General features: G+C 70.1%; 13 protein-coding genes. 4 read left to right on the top strand and 9 right to left on the bottom strand.

The window, feature by feature from the left end; genetic code table 11:
* Positions 1–22: 22 nt before the first annotated feature.
* Both Ssi02_RS15740 and Ssi02_RS15735 read left to right on the top strand, forming a co-directional pair.
* Positions 23–1,288 (top strand): hypothetical protein, encoded by a 1,266-nt coding sequence (locus Ssi02_RS15740; RefSeq protein ID WP_204026196.1) that lies wholly within the window; start codon positions 23–25, stop codon positions 1,286–1,288.
* An 8-nt stretch (positions 1,289–1,296) separates the two neighbouring features.
* On the top strand, positions 1,297–1,497 hold the full coding sequence (locus Ssi02_RS15735) for a hypothetical protein (protein WP_204026195.1): 201 nt from the start codon (positions 1,297–1,299) through the stop codon (positions 1,495–1,497).
* 59 nt (positions 1,498–1,556) lie between these two features.
* Here Ssi02_RS15735 and Ssi02_RS15730 read toward each other — a convergent pair whose 3' ends face one another.
* The 7 genes from Ssi02_RS15730 to Ssi02_RS15700 form a co-directional block, all read right to left on the bottom strand.
* The gene (locus tag Ssi02_RS15730; protein WP_204026194.1) at positions 1,557–3,566 is read right to left on the bottom strand and encodes a ligand-binding sensor domain-containing protein; all 2,010 of its coding nucleotides are present in this window, start codon (positions 3,564–3,566) and stop codon (positions 1,557–1,559) included.
* A gap of 360 nt (positions 3,567–3,926) precedes the next feature.
* The gene (locus Ssi02_RS15725; RefSeq protein WP_204026193.1) at positions 3,927–5,081 is read right to left on the bottom strand and encodes a DegT/DnrJ/EryC1/StrS family aminotransferase; all 1,155 of its coding nucleotides are present in this window, start codon (positions 5,079–5,081) and stop codon (positions 3,927–3,929) included.
* 20 nt (positions 5,082–5,101) lie between these two features.
* The gene (locus Ssi02_RS15720) at positions 5,102–5,830 is read right to left on the bottom strand and encodes an amidohydrolase family protein (protein ID WP_204026192.1); all 729 of its coding nucleotides are present in this window, start codon (positions 5,828–5,830) and stop codon (positions 5,102–5,104) included.
* Positions 5,827–6,504 carry an amidohydrolase family protein gene (locus Ssi02_RS15715; RefSeq protein WP_204026191.1) on the bottom strand — a complete coding sequence of 226 codons (678 nt, stop codon included), beginning with the start codon at positions 6,502–6,504 and terminating at the stop codon, positions 5,827–5,829. Before Ssi02_RS15715 ends, Ssi02_RS15720 begins: the two co-directional genes overlap by 4 nt.
* Before the next feature lie 8 nt (positions 6,505–6,512).
* Positions 6,513–7,382: a carbohydrate ABC transporter permease gene (locus tag Ssi02_RS15710; protein WP_204026190.1), complete on the bottom strand. Its 870-nt coding sequence runs from the start codon at positions 7,380–7,382 to the stop codon at positions 6,513–6,515.
* Positions 7,379–8,245 carry a carbohydrate ABC transporter permease gene (locus Ssi02_RS15705; RefSeq protein ID WP_204026188.1) on the bottom strand — a complete coding sequence of 289 codons (867 nt, stop codon included), beginning with the start codon at positions 8,243–8,245 and terminating at the stop codon, positions 7,379–7,381. The genes Ssi02_RS15710 and Ssi02_RS15705 overlap by 4 nt, the downstream gene beginning before the upstream one ends.
* A 59-nt stretch (positions 8,246–8,304) precedes the next feature.
* Complete coding sequence (locus tag Ssi02_RS15700) at positions 8,305–10,077, bottom strand: ABC transporter substrate-binding protein (RefSeq protein WP_204026187.1); 1,773 nt, start codon at positions 10,075–10,077, stop codon at positions 8,305–8,307.
* A gap of 47 nt (positions 10,078–10,124) precedes the next feature.
* Here Ssi02_RS15700 and Ssi02_RS15695 point away from each other — a divergent pair, with 47 nt between their 5' ends.
* On the top strand, positions 10,125–11,330 hold the full coding sequence (locus Ssi02_RS15695) for a response regulator (RefSeq protein ID WP_239128936.1): 1,206 nt from the start codon (positions 10,125–10,127) through the stop codon (positions 11,328–11,330).
* Here the strand turns inward: Ssi02_RS15695 and Ssi02_RS15690 are convergent.
* Complete coding sequence (locus Ssi02_RS15690; protein ID WP_204026186.1) at positions 11,327–12,382, bottom strand: dihydrodipicolinate synthase family protein; 1,056 nt, start codon at positions 12,380–12,382, stop codon at positions 11,327–11,329. The two genes, Ssi02_RS15695 and Ssi02_RS15690, sit on opposite strands and share 4 nt — an antisense overlap.
* 22 nt (positions 12,383–12,404) lie before the next feature.
* A complete protein-coding gene (locus tag Ssi02_RS15685) occupies positions 12,405–12,689 on the bottom strand; it encodes a hypothetical protein (protein ID WP_204026185.1) in 285 nt (94 codons plus the stop codon).
* Between the two features lie 174 nt (positions 12,690–12,863).
* Here Ssi02_RS15685 and Ssi02_RS15680 point away from each other — a divergent pair, with 174 nt between their 5' ends.
* Positions 12,864–15,641 carry a helix-turn-helix transcriptional regulator gene (locus Ssi02_RS15680; RefSeq protein ID WP_239128985.1) on the top strand — a complete coding sequence of 926 codons (2,778 nt, stop codon included), beginning with the start codon at positions 12,864–12,866 and terminating at the stop codon, positions 15,639–15,641.
* The last annotated feature ends 48 nt before the right edge of the window (positions 15,642–15,689 follow it).

Here is a 15,689-nt window from a genome sequence, read left to right as displayed (position 1 = left end):
TGCACAAAGGTGGAGGGCATCCGTGCGAACGCGCCTCCTGACATTAGCCGCCGCCGTTCTACTCATTCCCGTCGCCGCTCCGGCACAGGCCGAAACCCTTGCCCCTCCTTCGGGGTGCGGTTTCCAGAACCTCGGACAACTTCCCCTGGTCGGCACCACCATCGCCGGCACCGCCCTCGACGAGGACCACCCGGACGGCCCGCGGGTGTACTCCGTGACTTCCAGTGCCTCGGGGCCCGCGCTTCTGTCCATCCGCGACGCCCTCACCGGCTCGATGATCGCCGAGCATCCCCTCCAGCTGGGGCTCGGGTCGTGGGCGGTGACCGTGGCACCCGATCATTCCGTCTACGTAGGGACCTACAACGGGATCTCAGGCCAGGCGGGCGGCCGGCTGTTCCGGTATACGCCCTCGACCGACAAGGTCACCGAAGGGGGCATCGCGATCCCCGGCGAGTCGTTCGTGTGGACGGTGGCGGCGAGCCCCGACGGCAAGGCCGTTTACGGCGGGACCTCTCCCGGCGGCAAGCTGTTCAGATATGACACGGCGACCGGCCAGATCACAGACCTCGGCAGCCCCGTTCCCGGAGAGCAGTTCGTCCGCGACCTTGCGGTCGCCCGGGACGGCACGGTCTACGCGGGTGTGGGGGCCGAAAGCATGAAGGTCGCGGTGGTCGACCCTCAGGGCGCGGTCAAACGCATCATCGAGCCGCCGATCCAGGGCAAAGGTTACGCCTACGACGTGGACGTGGTCGGCGGCAACCTGCTGGTGCGGTATTCCACCTCCGGCGGCGAGAACCCGATGGGGATCTGCACCCCGAAGCTCCTGCTGAACCTGACCGCGCAGGAGCAGGAGCGGCCGTTCGCGATGGTCTCCGCGGGCGACTGGCTGGCGTTCGGCACGGTCCCCAAATCGGGCACCGTGGGAGGGGCGCTCGGGCTGCTCGACCCCGCCACCGGCCGTAGCGTGCTCAAGCGGAACATCGTGCCGGGGCACAGCATCGTCGGACTCGCCTACCGCGACGGCGTCGTCTACGGCGCGACCTCGGCCTTCGGCGGCATTCTCACCCCGCAGGGCGACGCGGCCCAGGTCTTCGCCTACGACATCGCCACCGACAAGATCCTGTGGCAGACGGCCCCAGTCCCCGGCGATCTCACCCTCGGGTCGATCACCTTCGACGGCGCCGGAAAGCTGTGGGGCCTGACCCCCGACGCGCTGTACGAGATGGACCCGGCGACCGGCCAGACCCTCCGCATCACGAAGCACCAGACCTGCCGTGGCCGACGCTGACGCAGCCGGTGTGGCTCGACACCAACATCGAGCTCGGGAAGGACGGCAAGCTGTACGGCAAGACCCAAGGCAAGGCCTACCGCATCGACCCCGCGACGATGACCCTGACGCAAATCGTCCGGCCGGTCTCCATCCTCCTCAAGGGCGCTGACGACCACATGTATCTGTCACGCTCGGAGAACTTCTACACCTACCGCCTCTGCTCCTAGCAGCCTGCCGCACCGAGTGAAGCCGCCGGACCTGCAGGTCCGGCTTCACTCGCCAACGCCTACCTGCTATAGCGGTAGAGCTTCGTCCCCTCCGCGAAATAGACGTCCCCGGACCTGTGCACCGCCATCTGGTGCACGGGCCCCTCCTTGAGCACGGTGTGCCGCCCCGTCAACGGGCTGAGTGCGAACAGCGACGTCCCGGCGTGCGCGCCGTACAGGATGGCGTGGCGCGGGCTGTAGATGAGTTTGCCGCTGCTGCTCTTGCTGTCCGACAGTGTCACCCGCTTGACCACCTTGCGGTGGCGGGTGTCGAAGGCGAAGACCTCGCCTCCGGCGATCCCCCAGAGCCTGCCGGACATGCCGAAGGTGAGGCCGGACACAGCGGGTTTGCCGGGCGCGGGCACAGCCTCCCACAGCAGCTTCTTCTCCCGCACCGACCAGGCGAAGATCTTGCCCTCCGGCTGGGTGGGCGGGGTGGCGGTCTGCCCGCTGTAGATCGAGGTGCCGCCGTACAAGATTCCGTTCCGGTAGGCGAGCGCCACGATGCTCTGGTCCTTGACGACATGGCGCTGGGAGTGCTGGAGGACACCCTTCTCGGGATCCCACACCGCGAGGGAACCACCGAGGTGCCCGAGGTCGGGCATGGTGCCGACGGCGAGGTAGCGGCCCGCCGACACCATCGCGCGCGGCCTGATCTGCTTGTCGGCATTGAGGTCGAACAGCCTCGCGGGATTGGGCGCCGCGCCGAGACTCGGCGAGTATTCCGGGCTGTTCCACGGGAGTTTCGGGTCGTAGGAGTAGACCCGCGCCTCCGGATAGGCACCGATGTACAGCTTGCCGTCGTGCGCGACCATGCCCTCGGTCTGGGAGAAGCTGTGGAACTCCTCGCGTTCGCCGGTGCGCGGGTCGATCGCGGCGAATCCGCCGTTGAGGAAGCCTCCGGCGTAGACACGCCGGTCCGGCCCCTCGGAGAGCGTCGTCACATCGATGGGATCGCCCGGGATGTCGGTCGGGACGATCGACTTCGCGCCGGTCTGCGGGTTGTATCGGAACATGAGCCCACGCCAGAGCAGCCCGACCACGCTTTTGCCCGGATAGTCGGGCAAGCCGAGTTCGGCCCAGCCGATGCCTCTGGTGTTCGCGACCCGGCCGGTGATCGGGAGTCCGGTGGGGGTGACCGTACGGCTGCGCGGGTCGTAGCGGACGAGTTCGTCGGACTTGATGAGATAGACCTCGCCGTTCTCCCCCGCCGGGGAGACGTCCAGGCCGTGCGCGGTGTCGAGCTTGTCGACCCACGCCCCGGCCGCGATGTCCCACACGTGCAGCTCGCTGGGCGATGCTCCGCCGTACCTCACGTAGAGGAAGCCGCCTACGACGTTCACGTCGTAGGCCCATTTGCCGGCCGGGTTGAGGCCGCCCGGGACGGGGAGCTGCTTGGACATGCCGGTGGCGGTGTCGATCTCGAAGACGGCGGCCGGGCCCTCGGTGCCGGCGTAGAGCTTGCCGTCGGCGTAATCGACACTGCGGACGTAGGCGTGTGACGGCGACGGTTTCCCGAGGTCGCGCATTCCGGTCGCGGGGTTGTAGGAGAACAACCGCCCACCGGGGGAGGTGCCGCCGTAGACGGTTCCGCCCTCGCCCATGGCCACCGACCAGATGAAGTTCTCTGAGGCGATGGGACGGCCGAGGTCTTTGACGCCGCCCTGTTCCGTCCAGTGGTAGAGGCGGCCGTCGCCGTACGTGCCGACGTAGATGCCGCCGCCCGGTGCCGCGGCGAGCTCGTAGGAGCCGGCTGAGCCCGGCAGCGCGAACCTCCCGACGGTGGTGCCGGTGGCCGGGTCGACGGCGTTCAGGTGGGCGGGGCTACCGGAGGAGGCGCTCCAGATCACGGTCTTGCCGCCGCGGCCGGGGGCGACCAGGCCGCCGATGAGGAGCACGTCTTTGAGGGGTACGCCGAGGTCTTCGATCCGGCCTCTGCCCCGATCGTCGTCGGCCGAGGCAGGGGCGGCCCCGGCCAGCATCGTGGCGGCCACTATCGCGCCCGCGAGGAACTTCCTAATTAACGCCAAGACCGAAACCTAAGAAAGGTCGCAATCTACGTCAATGGGGGAGATTTCGGTGTGGCCCGAAATTTATCGAGAGTGGCCCGGAGCCGGTTACGCAGAAGTGATGACACGCTGACGAGCGGCGAGGTCGCGGGCCGGCTTCGCCAAGGCCAAGGGCATGCTCGGGGCCGGGCACGCGGCATGGGAACGCCGTGCCGCACCGGCAGCCCTCGGCGTGCGAGCCGCCGCCCTTCGCTCGTAGCTCGGGCGGCGTGCGAGCCGCCGCCCGAGCTACGAGCGAAGGGGCGCACACCTGGCCGTCCCACGTGGGCAGGCGTCACATGGGACGGCCCGCGCCGCGCCGGCGGGAAACCCGGGCGGCGGTCAGCCGCGTCCGCCGATCACCTTGCCGAGGGCCTCGGTGATGTCCCGGGCGCGGGAAGGGTCGTCCATGAGCATCGACTGGCGCACCCAGACCACGTGCTTCGCCGCCTCGTCGGCCGCGGGTGCCGGCTCGACCCGGGCGCCCGCGTCGGTCAGCGTCTTCATGGTGCCGAGCGGCGGGTAGCCGGCGTCGAGCGGCACCCCTTCCGCGGCCATCGCGGCAAGCACGAAATCCTTATCGACGGAAGGGTCGAGCCGCAGCATGAGCAGGTGGCGGGAGTCCACGGTGGTGCCTTCTGGCTGCGGGACCGCGGTGACCGGCAGGCCTTCGAGGTCCAGCGCGGCGCAGAACCTCTCGCGCCGGGCGATCTCGTCGGGCAGGCGGTCCAGCCAGGGGAGAAGCAGGGCGGCCTGGATCTCGGTGAGGCGGAGGTTCCAGCCGACACCGGGGTGCTCGTACCACCGGCCACCAAGCGTGCGCCCGACGTTGCAGACCGACCAGATGGAACCGTGGACCGCCTCGTCCCGGCAGACGACGACCCCGCCCTCGCCCGCCGTCATCGCCTTGCTCGACTGGAAACTGTAGACACCCGCGTGGCCCAGCCCCCCGACCGGCCTGCCGCGGTAAACGGCGCCGTGCGCCTGGGCGGCGTCCTCCACCACGGCGAGACCCGCACGGGAGGCGACGGCGCCGAGCGCGTCCATGTCGGCGGGGCTGCCCGCCAGGTGGACCGGCATGACCGCCACCGTGCGGGGGCTCATCGCGGCCTCGACCGCGCCGGGCGAAAGGTGCAGGTGCACCGGGTCCACATCGGCGATCACGGGAGTGGCGCCGGTGAGCAGCACCGCGGTGGCGGAGGCGACGAACGTGTACGCGGGCACGATCACCTCGTCCCCCGGCCCCACCCCGAGGCCCTTCAACGCCGCGAACAAGCCGAGGGTCGCGTTGCCCACGGCCACGCCGTACGTCACGCCGGACATGGCGGCGACGGCCGCCGTCAGATCCGCGCAGACCGAACCGCCCTGGGTGGCACCCCACAACCCGCTCTCCAGCACGTCGTGGACGAGCCTGCGCTGAGCGTCGTCGAGCGGCGGCGGCCAGGCGGGCCACGGGTCGGTGCGTACGGGGGCGCCGCCGTCAATCGCGAGGGTCATGCTCTCAAGGCTCCTGTCTCTTAGATACGGGGGGTGAGGCGGTGCCCGAGGATCCGGGCGAGGTTGCCGCCTTGGATCAGGGCGCGGTCGGGCTCGGCGAGCGGCGCCAGCGCGACGCGGCCGAAGCCGACACGCAGGTCGAGGAAGCACGCGTCGGAGCCGAACACGACGCGGTCGGCCCCGGCCATGGCGGCCAGGCGGGCGATCCAGCGGCCCGTCGTCTTCGAACCGCACGTCTCCAGCAGCACGTTCGCGTGGTTGGCGACCAGCCGGGCCGCACGGGCGAAGCCGTACGGCCAGAGCCCGCTGTGCCCCATCAGCAGCGGCACGTCGGGGTGCCGCGCGGCGACGACCGCGAACCTCGAAGGGTCGCTCCACGGCGAGTCGGTCTGGCCGTGGGCCAGCACGGGGAGGCCGAGCTCCCACACCGGGTCGTAGCGGGGATCGTCCAGTGGGCATTCGTGCACGTCGGGGTGGAGTTTCACACCCCAGACGCCCTCGGTGACGAGCGGGTTGCGCTGGTGGGGGTTGTAGACCTGCCACACGCCGAACCTGCCGGGGTGACTGCGGGCGGCCTCGAAGGCCAGCCTGTTGCCGGCGGCGGCGTCCGGTCCGACGGCGAGCAGGTGGCTGATGCCCATCGCCGAGACGCCGATCCGGTCCATGGTGGCGATGAGGCCGTCGGCGGTGGGGTCGGGAATGAGAAAGTCGGGCCAGGTCCCCACGTGGCCGTGGGCGTCGAGGATCACAGCAGCGCCTCCAGTGAGCCGGCCCGGATGAGGTCGATGTCGTGCTGCGGCAGGTCCAGGTGGTCGAGCAGGAACCGCGGGCCGCAGTCGTCGAGTACGGGGGCTCCGGTGCCGAAGACGAGGCGTCGCGCGCCGAAGCGCCGCGCCAGCCATTCGACACCGCCCTGGGTGTTGACCGTTCCGATCTCCAGGACCACGCGGGGTGCCGCGTCCATGAGCTCGGCGACGGCGCGCAGCCGGCGGTAGCCGGGGTTGAGCAGGAGGATGCGCAGGTCGGGAAGGTGCGCGGCCAGGGCGCGGAGCTGGGCCGGGTCTGTGTCGTCGAGCTCGACGGCGACGGGCACGGTCAGTGCCGACAGGTAGCGCAAGGAGGTGGGGCCGTTGAGGTCGAAGCCATGGCGTCTCGGGCAGAGCCTGACAAGGGGGACATCCCACTCAAGGACCTCGTCGAGTGCGATGTCCCCCGGCAGCACAGCCGGGACGGGGATCAGCCTGGGGTCGTCCAGGGCGAACAACGCCTCGTTGCCTGCCTGCGCGCCCGAGTAGAGGCTCAGCGTGTGGGTGACGCAGGCCCGGTCGATCCCCAGCCGGTCCATCTCCGGGCGGGGGTCCGCGGGCAGGTCGTCGAAGGGCACGGGTCCGATCAATCGGTGCGCGTCCATAAGTTTCGGCACAGTGCCCTCTACTTCATGCCGGTCATCGCGATGCTGTTGACCAGGTAGCGCTGCAGCAGGAAGAACACCAGCAGGCACGGGACGACCGAGATCGCCGCGGACGCCATCAGCATGGAGAGCTGGACCTCCTCGGTGCGCAGTGTGGTGAGCCCCACCGTGAGGGTGCGGGTGGCGTTGCTCTGCGATGCGACCAGTGGCCACAGGAAGTCGTTCCAATGCCACAGGAACACGAACACGCCGAGAGTGGCGAGGATGGGCCGGGTGAGCGGCAGCACGATCTGCCAGAAGACACGCAGCTCGGAGGCTCCGTCGACCTTGGCGGCCTCGAACAGTTCGTCGGGGAGGCCCATGATGAACTGCCGCATGAGGAACACGGCCTGTGAGTTGGCCAGTGTCGGCATGATGAGCCCCCAGAAGGTGTCGACGCCGCCGAGGTTGGCGACGAGGACGAAGGTGGGGATCAGCGTGGCCTGGAAGGGCACCATCATGGTGGCGAGGAAGGTCCACAGCATGGTGTCCCTGCCGGGGAAGCGCTTCTTGGCGAAGGCATATCCGGCCATGGACGCGGTGAGCAGGATGATCACCACGGAGACCAGCGAGTAGACCAGTGAGTTGAAGGTCCAGCCGATGAAGCCGGAGGCCGAGAACACCCGCGAGATGTTGTCCAGCGTGAGGGACTCCGGCCACTGCGCCGGCACGGTGGGTTTGCCGACGGGTGACAGCGCCACGATGATCATGGCGATGAAGGGGCTGATCGTGAGCAGGGACAGCAGCGCGAGGAGGGCCACCAGCGGCCAGCGGCGGCGGCGCCGGGCCCGTGCTCCGCGGATCTGCGCGGCACGGGTGGCGGGTTTCGGCCGCGAAGCGGTGATGGTCATGTGTTACCCCGGTCCATCAGGCGGCGCTGGATCAGCGAGATGACGAGGACGACGGCGAACAGCACCATGCCGAGGGTGGCCGCGTAGCCGAAGTCGAAGAAGCGGAAGCCCTGCTCGTAGATGCCGTAGATGAGCGTGTAGCTCGCACGGGCGGGACCGCCGCCGGTCATCACGTAGATGGTGTCGAACACCTGGAAGGCGGTGATGGTCTCGATGATGAGGACGAAGAAGAGGGCGGGTTTGAGCAGCGGGAGTGTGATGCGCCGGAACCGCTGGAACGGCCCGGCGCCGTCGACGCGGGCGGCTTCGAGGTAGGAGCCGGGGATGGCCTTGAGGCCGGCGAGCAGGATCAGCATGGAATAGCCGAAGCCTTTCCACACTGACACGAGGGCCAAGGCGGGAAGCACCAGTGCCGACTCTTCCATGAAGGCCACCGGGCCGACGTCGATCCGGGCCAGCAGGCCGTTCAGCAGCCCGTCGAACTCATAGATCCACCGCCAGATGATGCCGGCGAATACGAAGCTGGTCACGTAGGGCAGGAAGAGCATTCCGCGGAAGAGGCCGCGCATGAAGATCACGGAGTTGAGCAGCAGCGCGGTGCCCAGCGCCACGAGCACGGTCAGCGGCACATAGATCGCCGAGTAGACCAGAGTGACCTGGAGGCTGGTCAAGAAGTTCGGATCGTCGAATAGGCGGGCGTAGTTGTCGCCCCCGACGAAACTCCACTCACCGCTGATCTTCCAGTCGGTCAGGCTCATCCCCGCCACGCCGAGCGTGGGGAAGATCCGGAAGACCAGGAAGAGCACGAGCACCGGCAGGACGAACAGGAGACCTGTAACCGGGTCGCGTAGACGATGACGCACCTTGCTGCACACCCTTTCCACAAACAGGGCCTTCCCCGCGCGGGAAGGCCCGGATCATCTCATCCGCCGCCGAGCAGCGCGTTGGCCTCCTTGGCTGCCGCGTCGAGGGCCGCCTTGGCGTCGGCCTTGCCGAGCAGGGCCGACTGGATGTGCGGGGCGAGGGCCGCCATGACCTGCCGGGCCTGCGGGTGCGTGTCACCGGGGAAGGCGAACTCCAGCGACTTGGCGAACTCCTTGGCGATCTCCGACTGCTCGGCCACCGCCGCGTCGGTGCGGGCGGGGAAGAACCCGGATTCCTTGGCCAGGTCGGCGGAGACCTCGGCGGAGGACAGGTAGTTCACGAACTTCTTGGCCGCTTCCTTGTTCGGAGAGTGCTTGGCCAGGACGAGCCCGCCGGGGATGCCGAACGCCACCCGCTTCTTGCCTTCCAGCGGCAGGCCGACCCCGACGTTCTCCTCGCCGATGGCCGCGCCGAGCTGAGTGGCCTGGAGGGCGGTGGCGGCGTGGTAGAGCGCCGACTTGCCGCTCGCCAGGGGGCCGCCTTCGATCTCGTTGCCCTTGCTGGCGGCGTCGGCGGGCAGGCCGCCTGCCTTCTTCAGGTCGACGAGGAGCTGCAGGGCCTCGACGCCCTCGGGGCCGTTGAAGGCCACGCTCTTGCCGTCCGCGGCGAACACGGAGCCGCCGTTGGCCCAGAGCAGGGGGTAGAAGCTCTGGTTGAGGCTGACTTCGGGCTTGCCCGGGTAGTCGAGGACCGCGACCTTCTTGGCGGCCAGCTTGGGTGCGGCGGCCTTGAGCTCTTCCAGCGTGTCGGGGATCTCCGTGACGCCTGCGTCGGCGAACGCCTTCTTGTTGAAGATGGGCGCCGTGATCGTCTGGTAGATCGGCACGCCGTACAGGGTGCCGTTGACGGTCAGCGCGGTGAGCGAGTTGGGCAGGTAGGACGCCTTGGCGGGGGCCACCACGTCGTCCAGTGCCTCGATGGTGCCCTGCTGGGCATACTGCGGAACCTGGTCGGGGCCCAGCACGACCAGGTCGAAACCGGTCTTGGAGACCAGCGCCGTGGTCACCTTCTCCTGCCGCCCTTCCCATGGCTGCAGGTCGATCTTGAGGTCGACGTCGGCATTCTTGGCTTCGAAGTCCTTTTCGATCTTCTGCCAGAACGCCTGATTCTTCGCTGTGTCTTGAATGACCGGGTACATCCACAACGTCACCGTGGACTTACCCGACTCGGAACCCGTGCCTCCGCCGGATCCGCATCCGGCGAGCACGAGCCCCGCGGCTGCCGCGAGGCTAGCCTTCGCTAGCTTCCCCATCGGCCTTTCCTTTCTCACAAACCAATACCGGTCCCGACCGAAACCTAGTTTCCCGGGAATCGCCCGGTCAATGGCCGAGATGCGAACGTAACTCCGGAAGTCACCTGGAAGCCGCCTCCATTGCCCGCCCTCGGCCCGCAACGCCGCCGCGACGGCGTCCACGTGCTCGTCTGTGTAGTTCTCGTTCCAGTCGATGACGAGCGGCGTCTCGGACGCCATGCGCTCGGCCCCGGGGCACGCTGCCGGCCTGCCCCGGAGCGGGTGGCGCGAGGTGCCGTGCACCGTCGCGTCCCGGACGGGCACCCGGTGGAGTGGTTGATTCGGATATCCGGCCCGCGCCGGTATGACCCGTCGCCCGCCGGGCGGCTCCGGCGGAGTCGTGCGGTAGCTCAGCCCGAAGGTTACATGCGAGCGCCCGGTGGCACGGTCCCACCCCTTGCCGGCGAAGAGGCGCATGTGGCGGGCCCGCTCCGAGGGGCGGCCGTCGGGCTCGGCCGTGCTTGGAAACTTCAGCGCCACCGGTTAGCCTTTCGGTCTTGACCGTAATCAGGGTGAGGGAGACTCGGGTGGGAATCGTCGTCGGGGTCGTCGGCCCGCATGACCTGGTCGACGACGTCGCCGCGATCTGCGAGGAGCAGCCCGGAGTCAGCGCTCTGCGCCTCGACTACGACCACGAGTCGCAGGCACCGGCGATCATCGAGGCCCACGCGGCCGCGGTCGAGGGATGGCTTTTCACCGGCGTGGTGCCTTACACCCTGGCCCGCGACGCCGACGTGCTGACCAGCCCCTGCGCCTTCGTCGACTATTCCGGCGCGACACTGCTGACCGCCCTCGTACGGCTCAAGCACGAGGGCCTCGACATCACCAGGCTGTCCATCGACACGCTCCCGGCCTCCGACGTGACGGACACGTTCGCCGAGGCCGGGCTCCCCACCGAGCACCTGCGCATGCTGCCGCACCGGCCCGAGATGACCTCCAAGAAGGCCGTCGCCTTCCACCGCCGCGGCCCGAAACACCCCGTCATCACCTGCCTCAGCTCGGTGCACGAGGCATTGCGCGACCATACGCACGTGCTGCGGCTGGCCCCCTCGGTGCACTCCTCGCGCATCGCGCTCCGCCAACTGCTGCTGACCGCCGAAGGCCAGGCGCAGGAGGACGCGCAGATCGCGCTCGGCCTGATCGAGGTGGACAACCCCGAAGGTCTGCTGCGGGAGGCGACCGCCCTCGGCGGCACCCTGGCGGCCTTCCGGGGCGGCACGCACCTGCTCGTCACCACCCGCGGACCGCTCCACGACGCGACGGGCGGCTTCTCCGGCCTGGCCATGCTCGGCCGGCTCGCCGCCCACAACCGCGTGGTCCGCGTCGGATTCGGCCTCGGACGCAGCGCGGCGGAGGCGGAGAGCCTCGCGCGGCGGGCGCTGAGCCGCGCCCGCCGTATCGGCGAGGTGGCGGCGGTGCTGTCGCTGCGCGCCGACACCGACATCGTGCTCGACTCGGTCGCCTCCGCCCCGGCGGGCGAGCGGAACCTCTCGGCGCTGGCCCGCCGCGTCGGCCTGTCGGTGTCCACCCTGGAGAAGCTCCTGGCCGCCCGTGCCGCCGCCGGCGGGGAGCCCCTCACGACCAGGGAGATCGCCGAGCGGCTCGCGGTCCAGCAGCGTACGGCACGGCGCATGCTTCACCGGCTCGAACTCGCCGACCTGGCCGAGCGGACCGGCAGCCTCACCAGCGGGACGAGCGGCCGGCCGCTCACCCTCTACCGGCTGATGCTCTAGGACAGCCACCGGTCGAGGCCCTCGGCCACGAAGTCGTCGTCGCGCAGCCAGGGGTAGGCGGCCCAGATGCGGTCGATCTCGGCGAGCTGTCCGGGCGACAACTCCTCCTGCGGGTCCAGGCACCAGCGTCCGGCGAGCAGCCCTTGGCGGCGCAGCACCTCGTGGATCCCCGGGATGCACCCGTGGAACCCGTGCTGGACGTCGAAGATCGCCGCGTTGGCGTCGGTGAGGTGCCCGTCGAGGATGAGCAGCCGGCGCACCGCGGCGTCATCCCCGGCGCGGGCGCGGGCCGCCTCCTCCAGCAGCTCCACCGCCCGGCGCACCCACACGGCCCACTGGCCGAGAAGCCCGCCGACGAACTCCACCTCGACCTGCCGCCCGTCCACCACGACGCGGTGCGGGGCGATGAGGTCGGCCAGGATGTGGTCGTCGTTGCCGGTGTAGAGCGCGACCTCGTGCTCCCGGCCGGCCCGGCAGACGCCGTGCAGCACGTCGAGTGTGCGATAGCGGTTGAACGGCGCGACCTTGATGCCCGCGACGGACTCGATGGAGGCCAGCCTCGTCCAGAAGTCGCGCGAAAGTGTGCGCCCGCCGACCGCCGGCTGCAGATAGAAGCCGATCACCGGCAGCACCTCGCCGACGGCGCGGGCCCGCTCGATCAGCGCGTCCTCCGTCAGCTCCCGGTGCGGGCTCAGCAGCACCATGTGATAGCCGAGGGAGGCGGCCAGCTCGGCTTCGGCCACGGCTTGAGCCGTCGGCCCGGTCACACCCGCGACCATCACGACCTCGCGGTCGTAGCCGCGGGCCGTCTCGGCCGCGAGCTCCAGCACCGGAGCCAGCATGTCGGTGCTGTGGATGGCGAACTGCGTGGTGTGCACGCCGACCGCCAGGCCGCCGGCGCCCGCCTCGACGTAATAGCGGGTCAGTGCCCGCTGCCGCCGCTCGTCGAGCCGCCGTTCGGCGGTCAGCGCCAGCGGATGAGCCGGGATGACCAGGCCGCGCCGGAACAGGTCGCGGATCGAGGTCGTGTCCACCACTTCAGGGCTCAGCACGCGAGGCCCTCCTTCAAAGATGTCAGAATCGGCCGTCACGGCGTTCAAACTTGGTTGGCTTGCCCAGCGGCGGCCCGCCGTCCGCCATCCAGCGCGCGGCCTGCCACGCCGAGATCGGCTCCGGTCCGGTGACGTTGAGCACGTACGGCGGAGCCGTGGTGAGCAGCGGCGTGACCTCGTTGGCGCAGCCCTGCCACACCACATCGACCTGCCTGGTGGCGAGGTCGATCGGAGGATCGTTGAGGTCGTGGACGAGTCCGTCGGTGCGCCCGGCCGGCCACTTCTCCGGTTCCGCTTCCGTCCGCACTCAGCCTCCAAGCTTCACAGGTTTACGGTCCAGACCGTAATCTGGCGATGACTCGGCTGTCAACACAGCGCAAACAACGAGACGGCCCCGTGACCGCGCCACGCGCAAAACAACGGCGGGCGGCTCGCCCTGATCGCGTGATGGGGCCCGGCGTAGGATCAGGCCGTGGGTTCGATGACGGGAGGGGCACCTCCCTCGGGTGACTTTTCGTTTGCCGCCGATCCGGCCGCGTCGCTGATAGGGCGCGAACAGGCCGTAGCCCGGATCGACGCCTTCGCCGAGCGGGCCGCAGTGCACGGTGGCGCGCTCATCCTGCTGGGCGAGGCCGGGGTCGGTAAGTCCGCGCTGCTGGATGTCGCCGCGGCACGTGGGGTGGCGGCCGGCCGCAGGGTGTTGCGCGCCTCCGGCTCGCAGTTCGAGGCCAAGGTGAGCTTCGCCGGGCTCCACCATGTTCTCCACACGCTGCTCGCCGACCTGCCGAACCTGAGCCCGGCACACGAGCGGGCGCTGAGCGTCGCCTTGGGGCTGAGGGAAGGGGCGCCGCCGGGTCGGCTCCTGGTGGCCAACGCGGCTCTCTCCCTCCTGAGCAGGGCCGCTGTCGCCCGGCCGCTGCTGGTGATCGTCGACGACATCGCCTGGCTGGACCGGGCCAGCGCCGTCGTTCTCAGCTTCGTCGCACGCCGCCTCACCGGCAGCGGAGTCGGGCTGCTCGCGGCGTCCCGCTCAGGTGAGGAGAGCTTCTTCGACCACGTGGGACTGCCCTGCCACGACCTGCGGCCCCTGGAGGAGCGGGACGCCTCCGCCCTGCTGAGGGCCCACTTTCCTGCGCTGGCCCCCCGCGCTCACCGGCGGCTGCTGGCCGACGCGCAGGGCAACCCGCTGGCCCTGCTGGAGTTGCCGGTGGCGCTCGGCGACTTCCAGCGGGTCTCGGGCAGGGCACTGCCCCCGGTCCTGCCGCTCAGCCGGCGCCTGCAGACAGTGTTCGCCTCACGGATCAGGGACCTGCCCTCCGCGACCTACGACCTGCTGCTGCTCGCCGTACTCGACGGGACCGGGGACCTGAACATCCTGCGCGCCGGAGACGGGCTGGCCCCCGCGGAACGGGCGCGGCTGGTCCGGGTCGAGCACGGCGGGCGGCTCCTCTTCCGCCATCCGCTGATCGGCTCGGCGGTGGTGGAGTTGTCCGCGGGTGAGCAGCGCCGCCGCGCCCATCGGCTGCTCGCGGAACGCCTCGCCGACCAGCAGGAACGGCGGGCCTGGCACGTGGCCGAGGCCGCCGGCGGGCCCGATGAGGAGGTCGCCGAGCTGCTGCACGCCGTGGCATACGCCAACCTGTGCCGCGGCGACGGCGTCATGGCCGTCACGCTGTTCATACGCGCGGCCGAACTGAGCCCGGCGGGCACCGACCGGGCCGCGCGGCTGGGGACGGCCGCGTACATCGGCGCGATCGCCAACGGCGACCTGCGTGACGCACCGCACCTGCTGGAGCAGGCCCGCCGCGCGGACCTGCACGGCGGGTCGCTGCTTACGGCGGTCGCCGCCGCCTACCACCTCCTCAACGGCGACGGCGACGTGGACAGCGCCCACCGCCTGCTCGTCGGTGCGATCGAGACGGCGGCCGACCCCGCCGACGTGCGCGACAAGTCGCTGATTCAGAGCCTGTACACACTGATCATGGTGTGCTTCTTCGGCGGACGTGCCGAACTGTGGAAGCCCTTTCACGCCGCGATCGGCCGCCTCAGGCCGCGGCCGCCCGCGCTGCTGGACGTCATCGGCAAGGCGTTCTCCGACCCTGCCCGCCTGGCGCCGCCGGTGCTCGACCGGCTGGACACCGTCATCGCGCGCCTGGACCGGGAGCTCATCCCTGAGCGCATCTCCCGCGTCGGCATGGCAGCCGCCTACGTCGACCGGCTGGGACAGTGCCGCGATGGCTTGTGGCGGGCCGTCGGACACGGCCGCGACGGCGGAGCGGTCACCGCGGCGATCGAGGCGCTGTTCCTTCTGGGCAATGACGCCTTTCACACCGGTCGGTGGGAGGAGATGGAACAGGTCGTCGACGAGGGGCTGGCGCTGTGCGACAAGCACGGCTACCAAATGCCGGCCTGGTCCGGGGTCTACTTGCGGGCGATGCTGGCTGCGGCGCGCGGTCAGGAGGAGGCCGCCACAGAGTCGGCCGATCGGCTGACCCGATGGGCGACGCCGCGAGGGGCGCGCGCTCTCCTGGCCTACGCCTCGCAGATCAGAGCGCTGGCGGCACTCGGCAGGGGCGACTTCGAGGAGGCCTACCGGCAGTCCGCCGCCATCAGCCCGGCGGGTGTGCTGGCCTCGCACGTCCCGCACGCGCTGTGGAGCATCGCGGACCTGGTCGAGGCATGCGTTCGGGCCGGACGCCACGCCGAGGCGGCCTCTCACGCCGCCGCCGTGGACCGGGCCGGTGTGGCGGTGATCTCGCCGCGGCTCGCGATGGTCAGCGGCGCTTCGGCGGCAATGGTCGCCCCAGGCGGGCGCTATCCCCGGTTGTTCGAGGCTGCGCTCGCCACCGCCGGTGCCGAGCGCTGGCCGTTCGAGCGGGCGCGCCTGCAACTCGTGTACGGCGAACGCCTGCGGCGCGACAGGGCCACCACCGAGGCCCGCACCCAGTTGTCCGCAGCGCTCGACACCTTCCGCAGCCTCGACGCCCGGCCGTGGGTGGCCAGAGCCGGCACGGAACTGCGGGCGACCGGGCTGTCCATAGGGCAGGGGGAGGCCACGGGGATGGCCTCGCTCACCCCCCAGCAGCGGGAGATCGCCATGCTCGCTGCCGAAGGGCTCACCAACAAGCAAATCGGCGAGCGGCTCTTCCTGTCTCCTCGCACCGTCGCGAACCACCTATACCAGCTGTTCCCGAAGCTCGGTGTCGTCTCCCGGGCCGCGCTCCGCGACGCGCTGACCGAATCGGCCGAGGAACGCTGAGCAGCGGGCAAGCTCACTAACTGGGCTTTCCGTACGGATTCATGTTGA

The organism is Sinosporangium siamense, from assembly GCF_016863435.1.
Classification (GTDB): Bacteria; Actinomycetota; Actinomycetes; order Streptosporangiales; family Streptosporangiaceae; genus Sinosporangium; species Sinosporangium siamense.
Note: the sequence above shows the minus strand (reverse complement) of the source record. Positions and strands in the feature narration are given on the sequence as shown.

Excerpts from the sequence above, each read along its gene's own strand:
- Ssi02_RS15725 (WP_204026193.1), bottom strand. The coding sequence starts at position 5,081 with ATGACCCTCGCGATTGACGGCGGCGCCCCCGTACGCACCGACCCGTGG.
- Ssi02_RS15710 (WP_204026190.1), bottom strand. The coding sequence starts at position 7,382 with ATGACCATCACCGCTTCGCGGCCGAAACCCGCCACCCGTGCCGCGCAG.
- Ssi02_RS15680 (WP_239128985.1), top strand. The coding sequence starts at position 12,864 with ATGACGGGAGGGGCACCTCCCTCGGGTGACTTTTCGTTTGCCGCCGAT.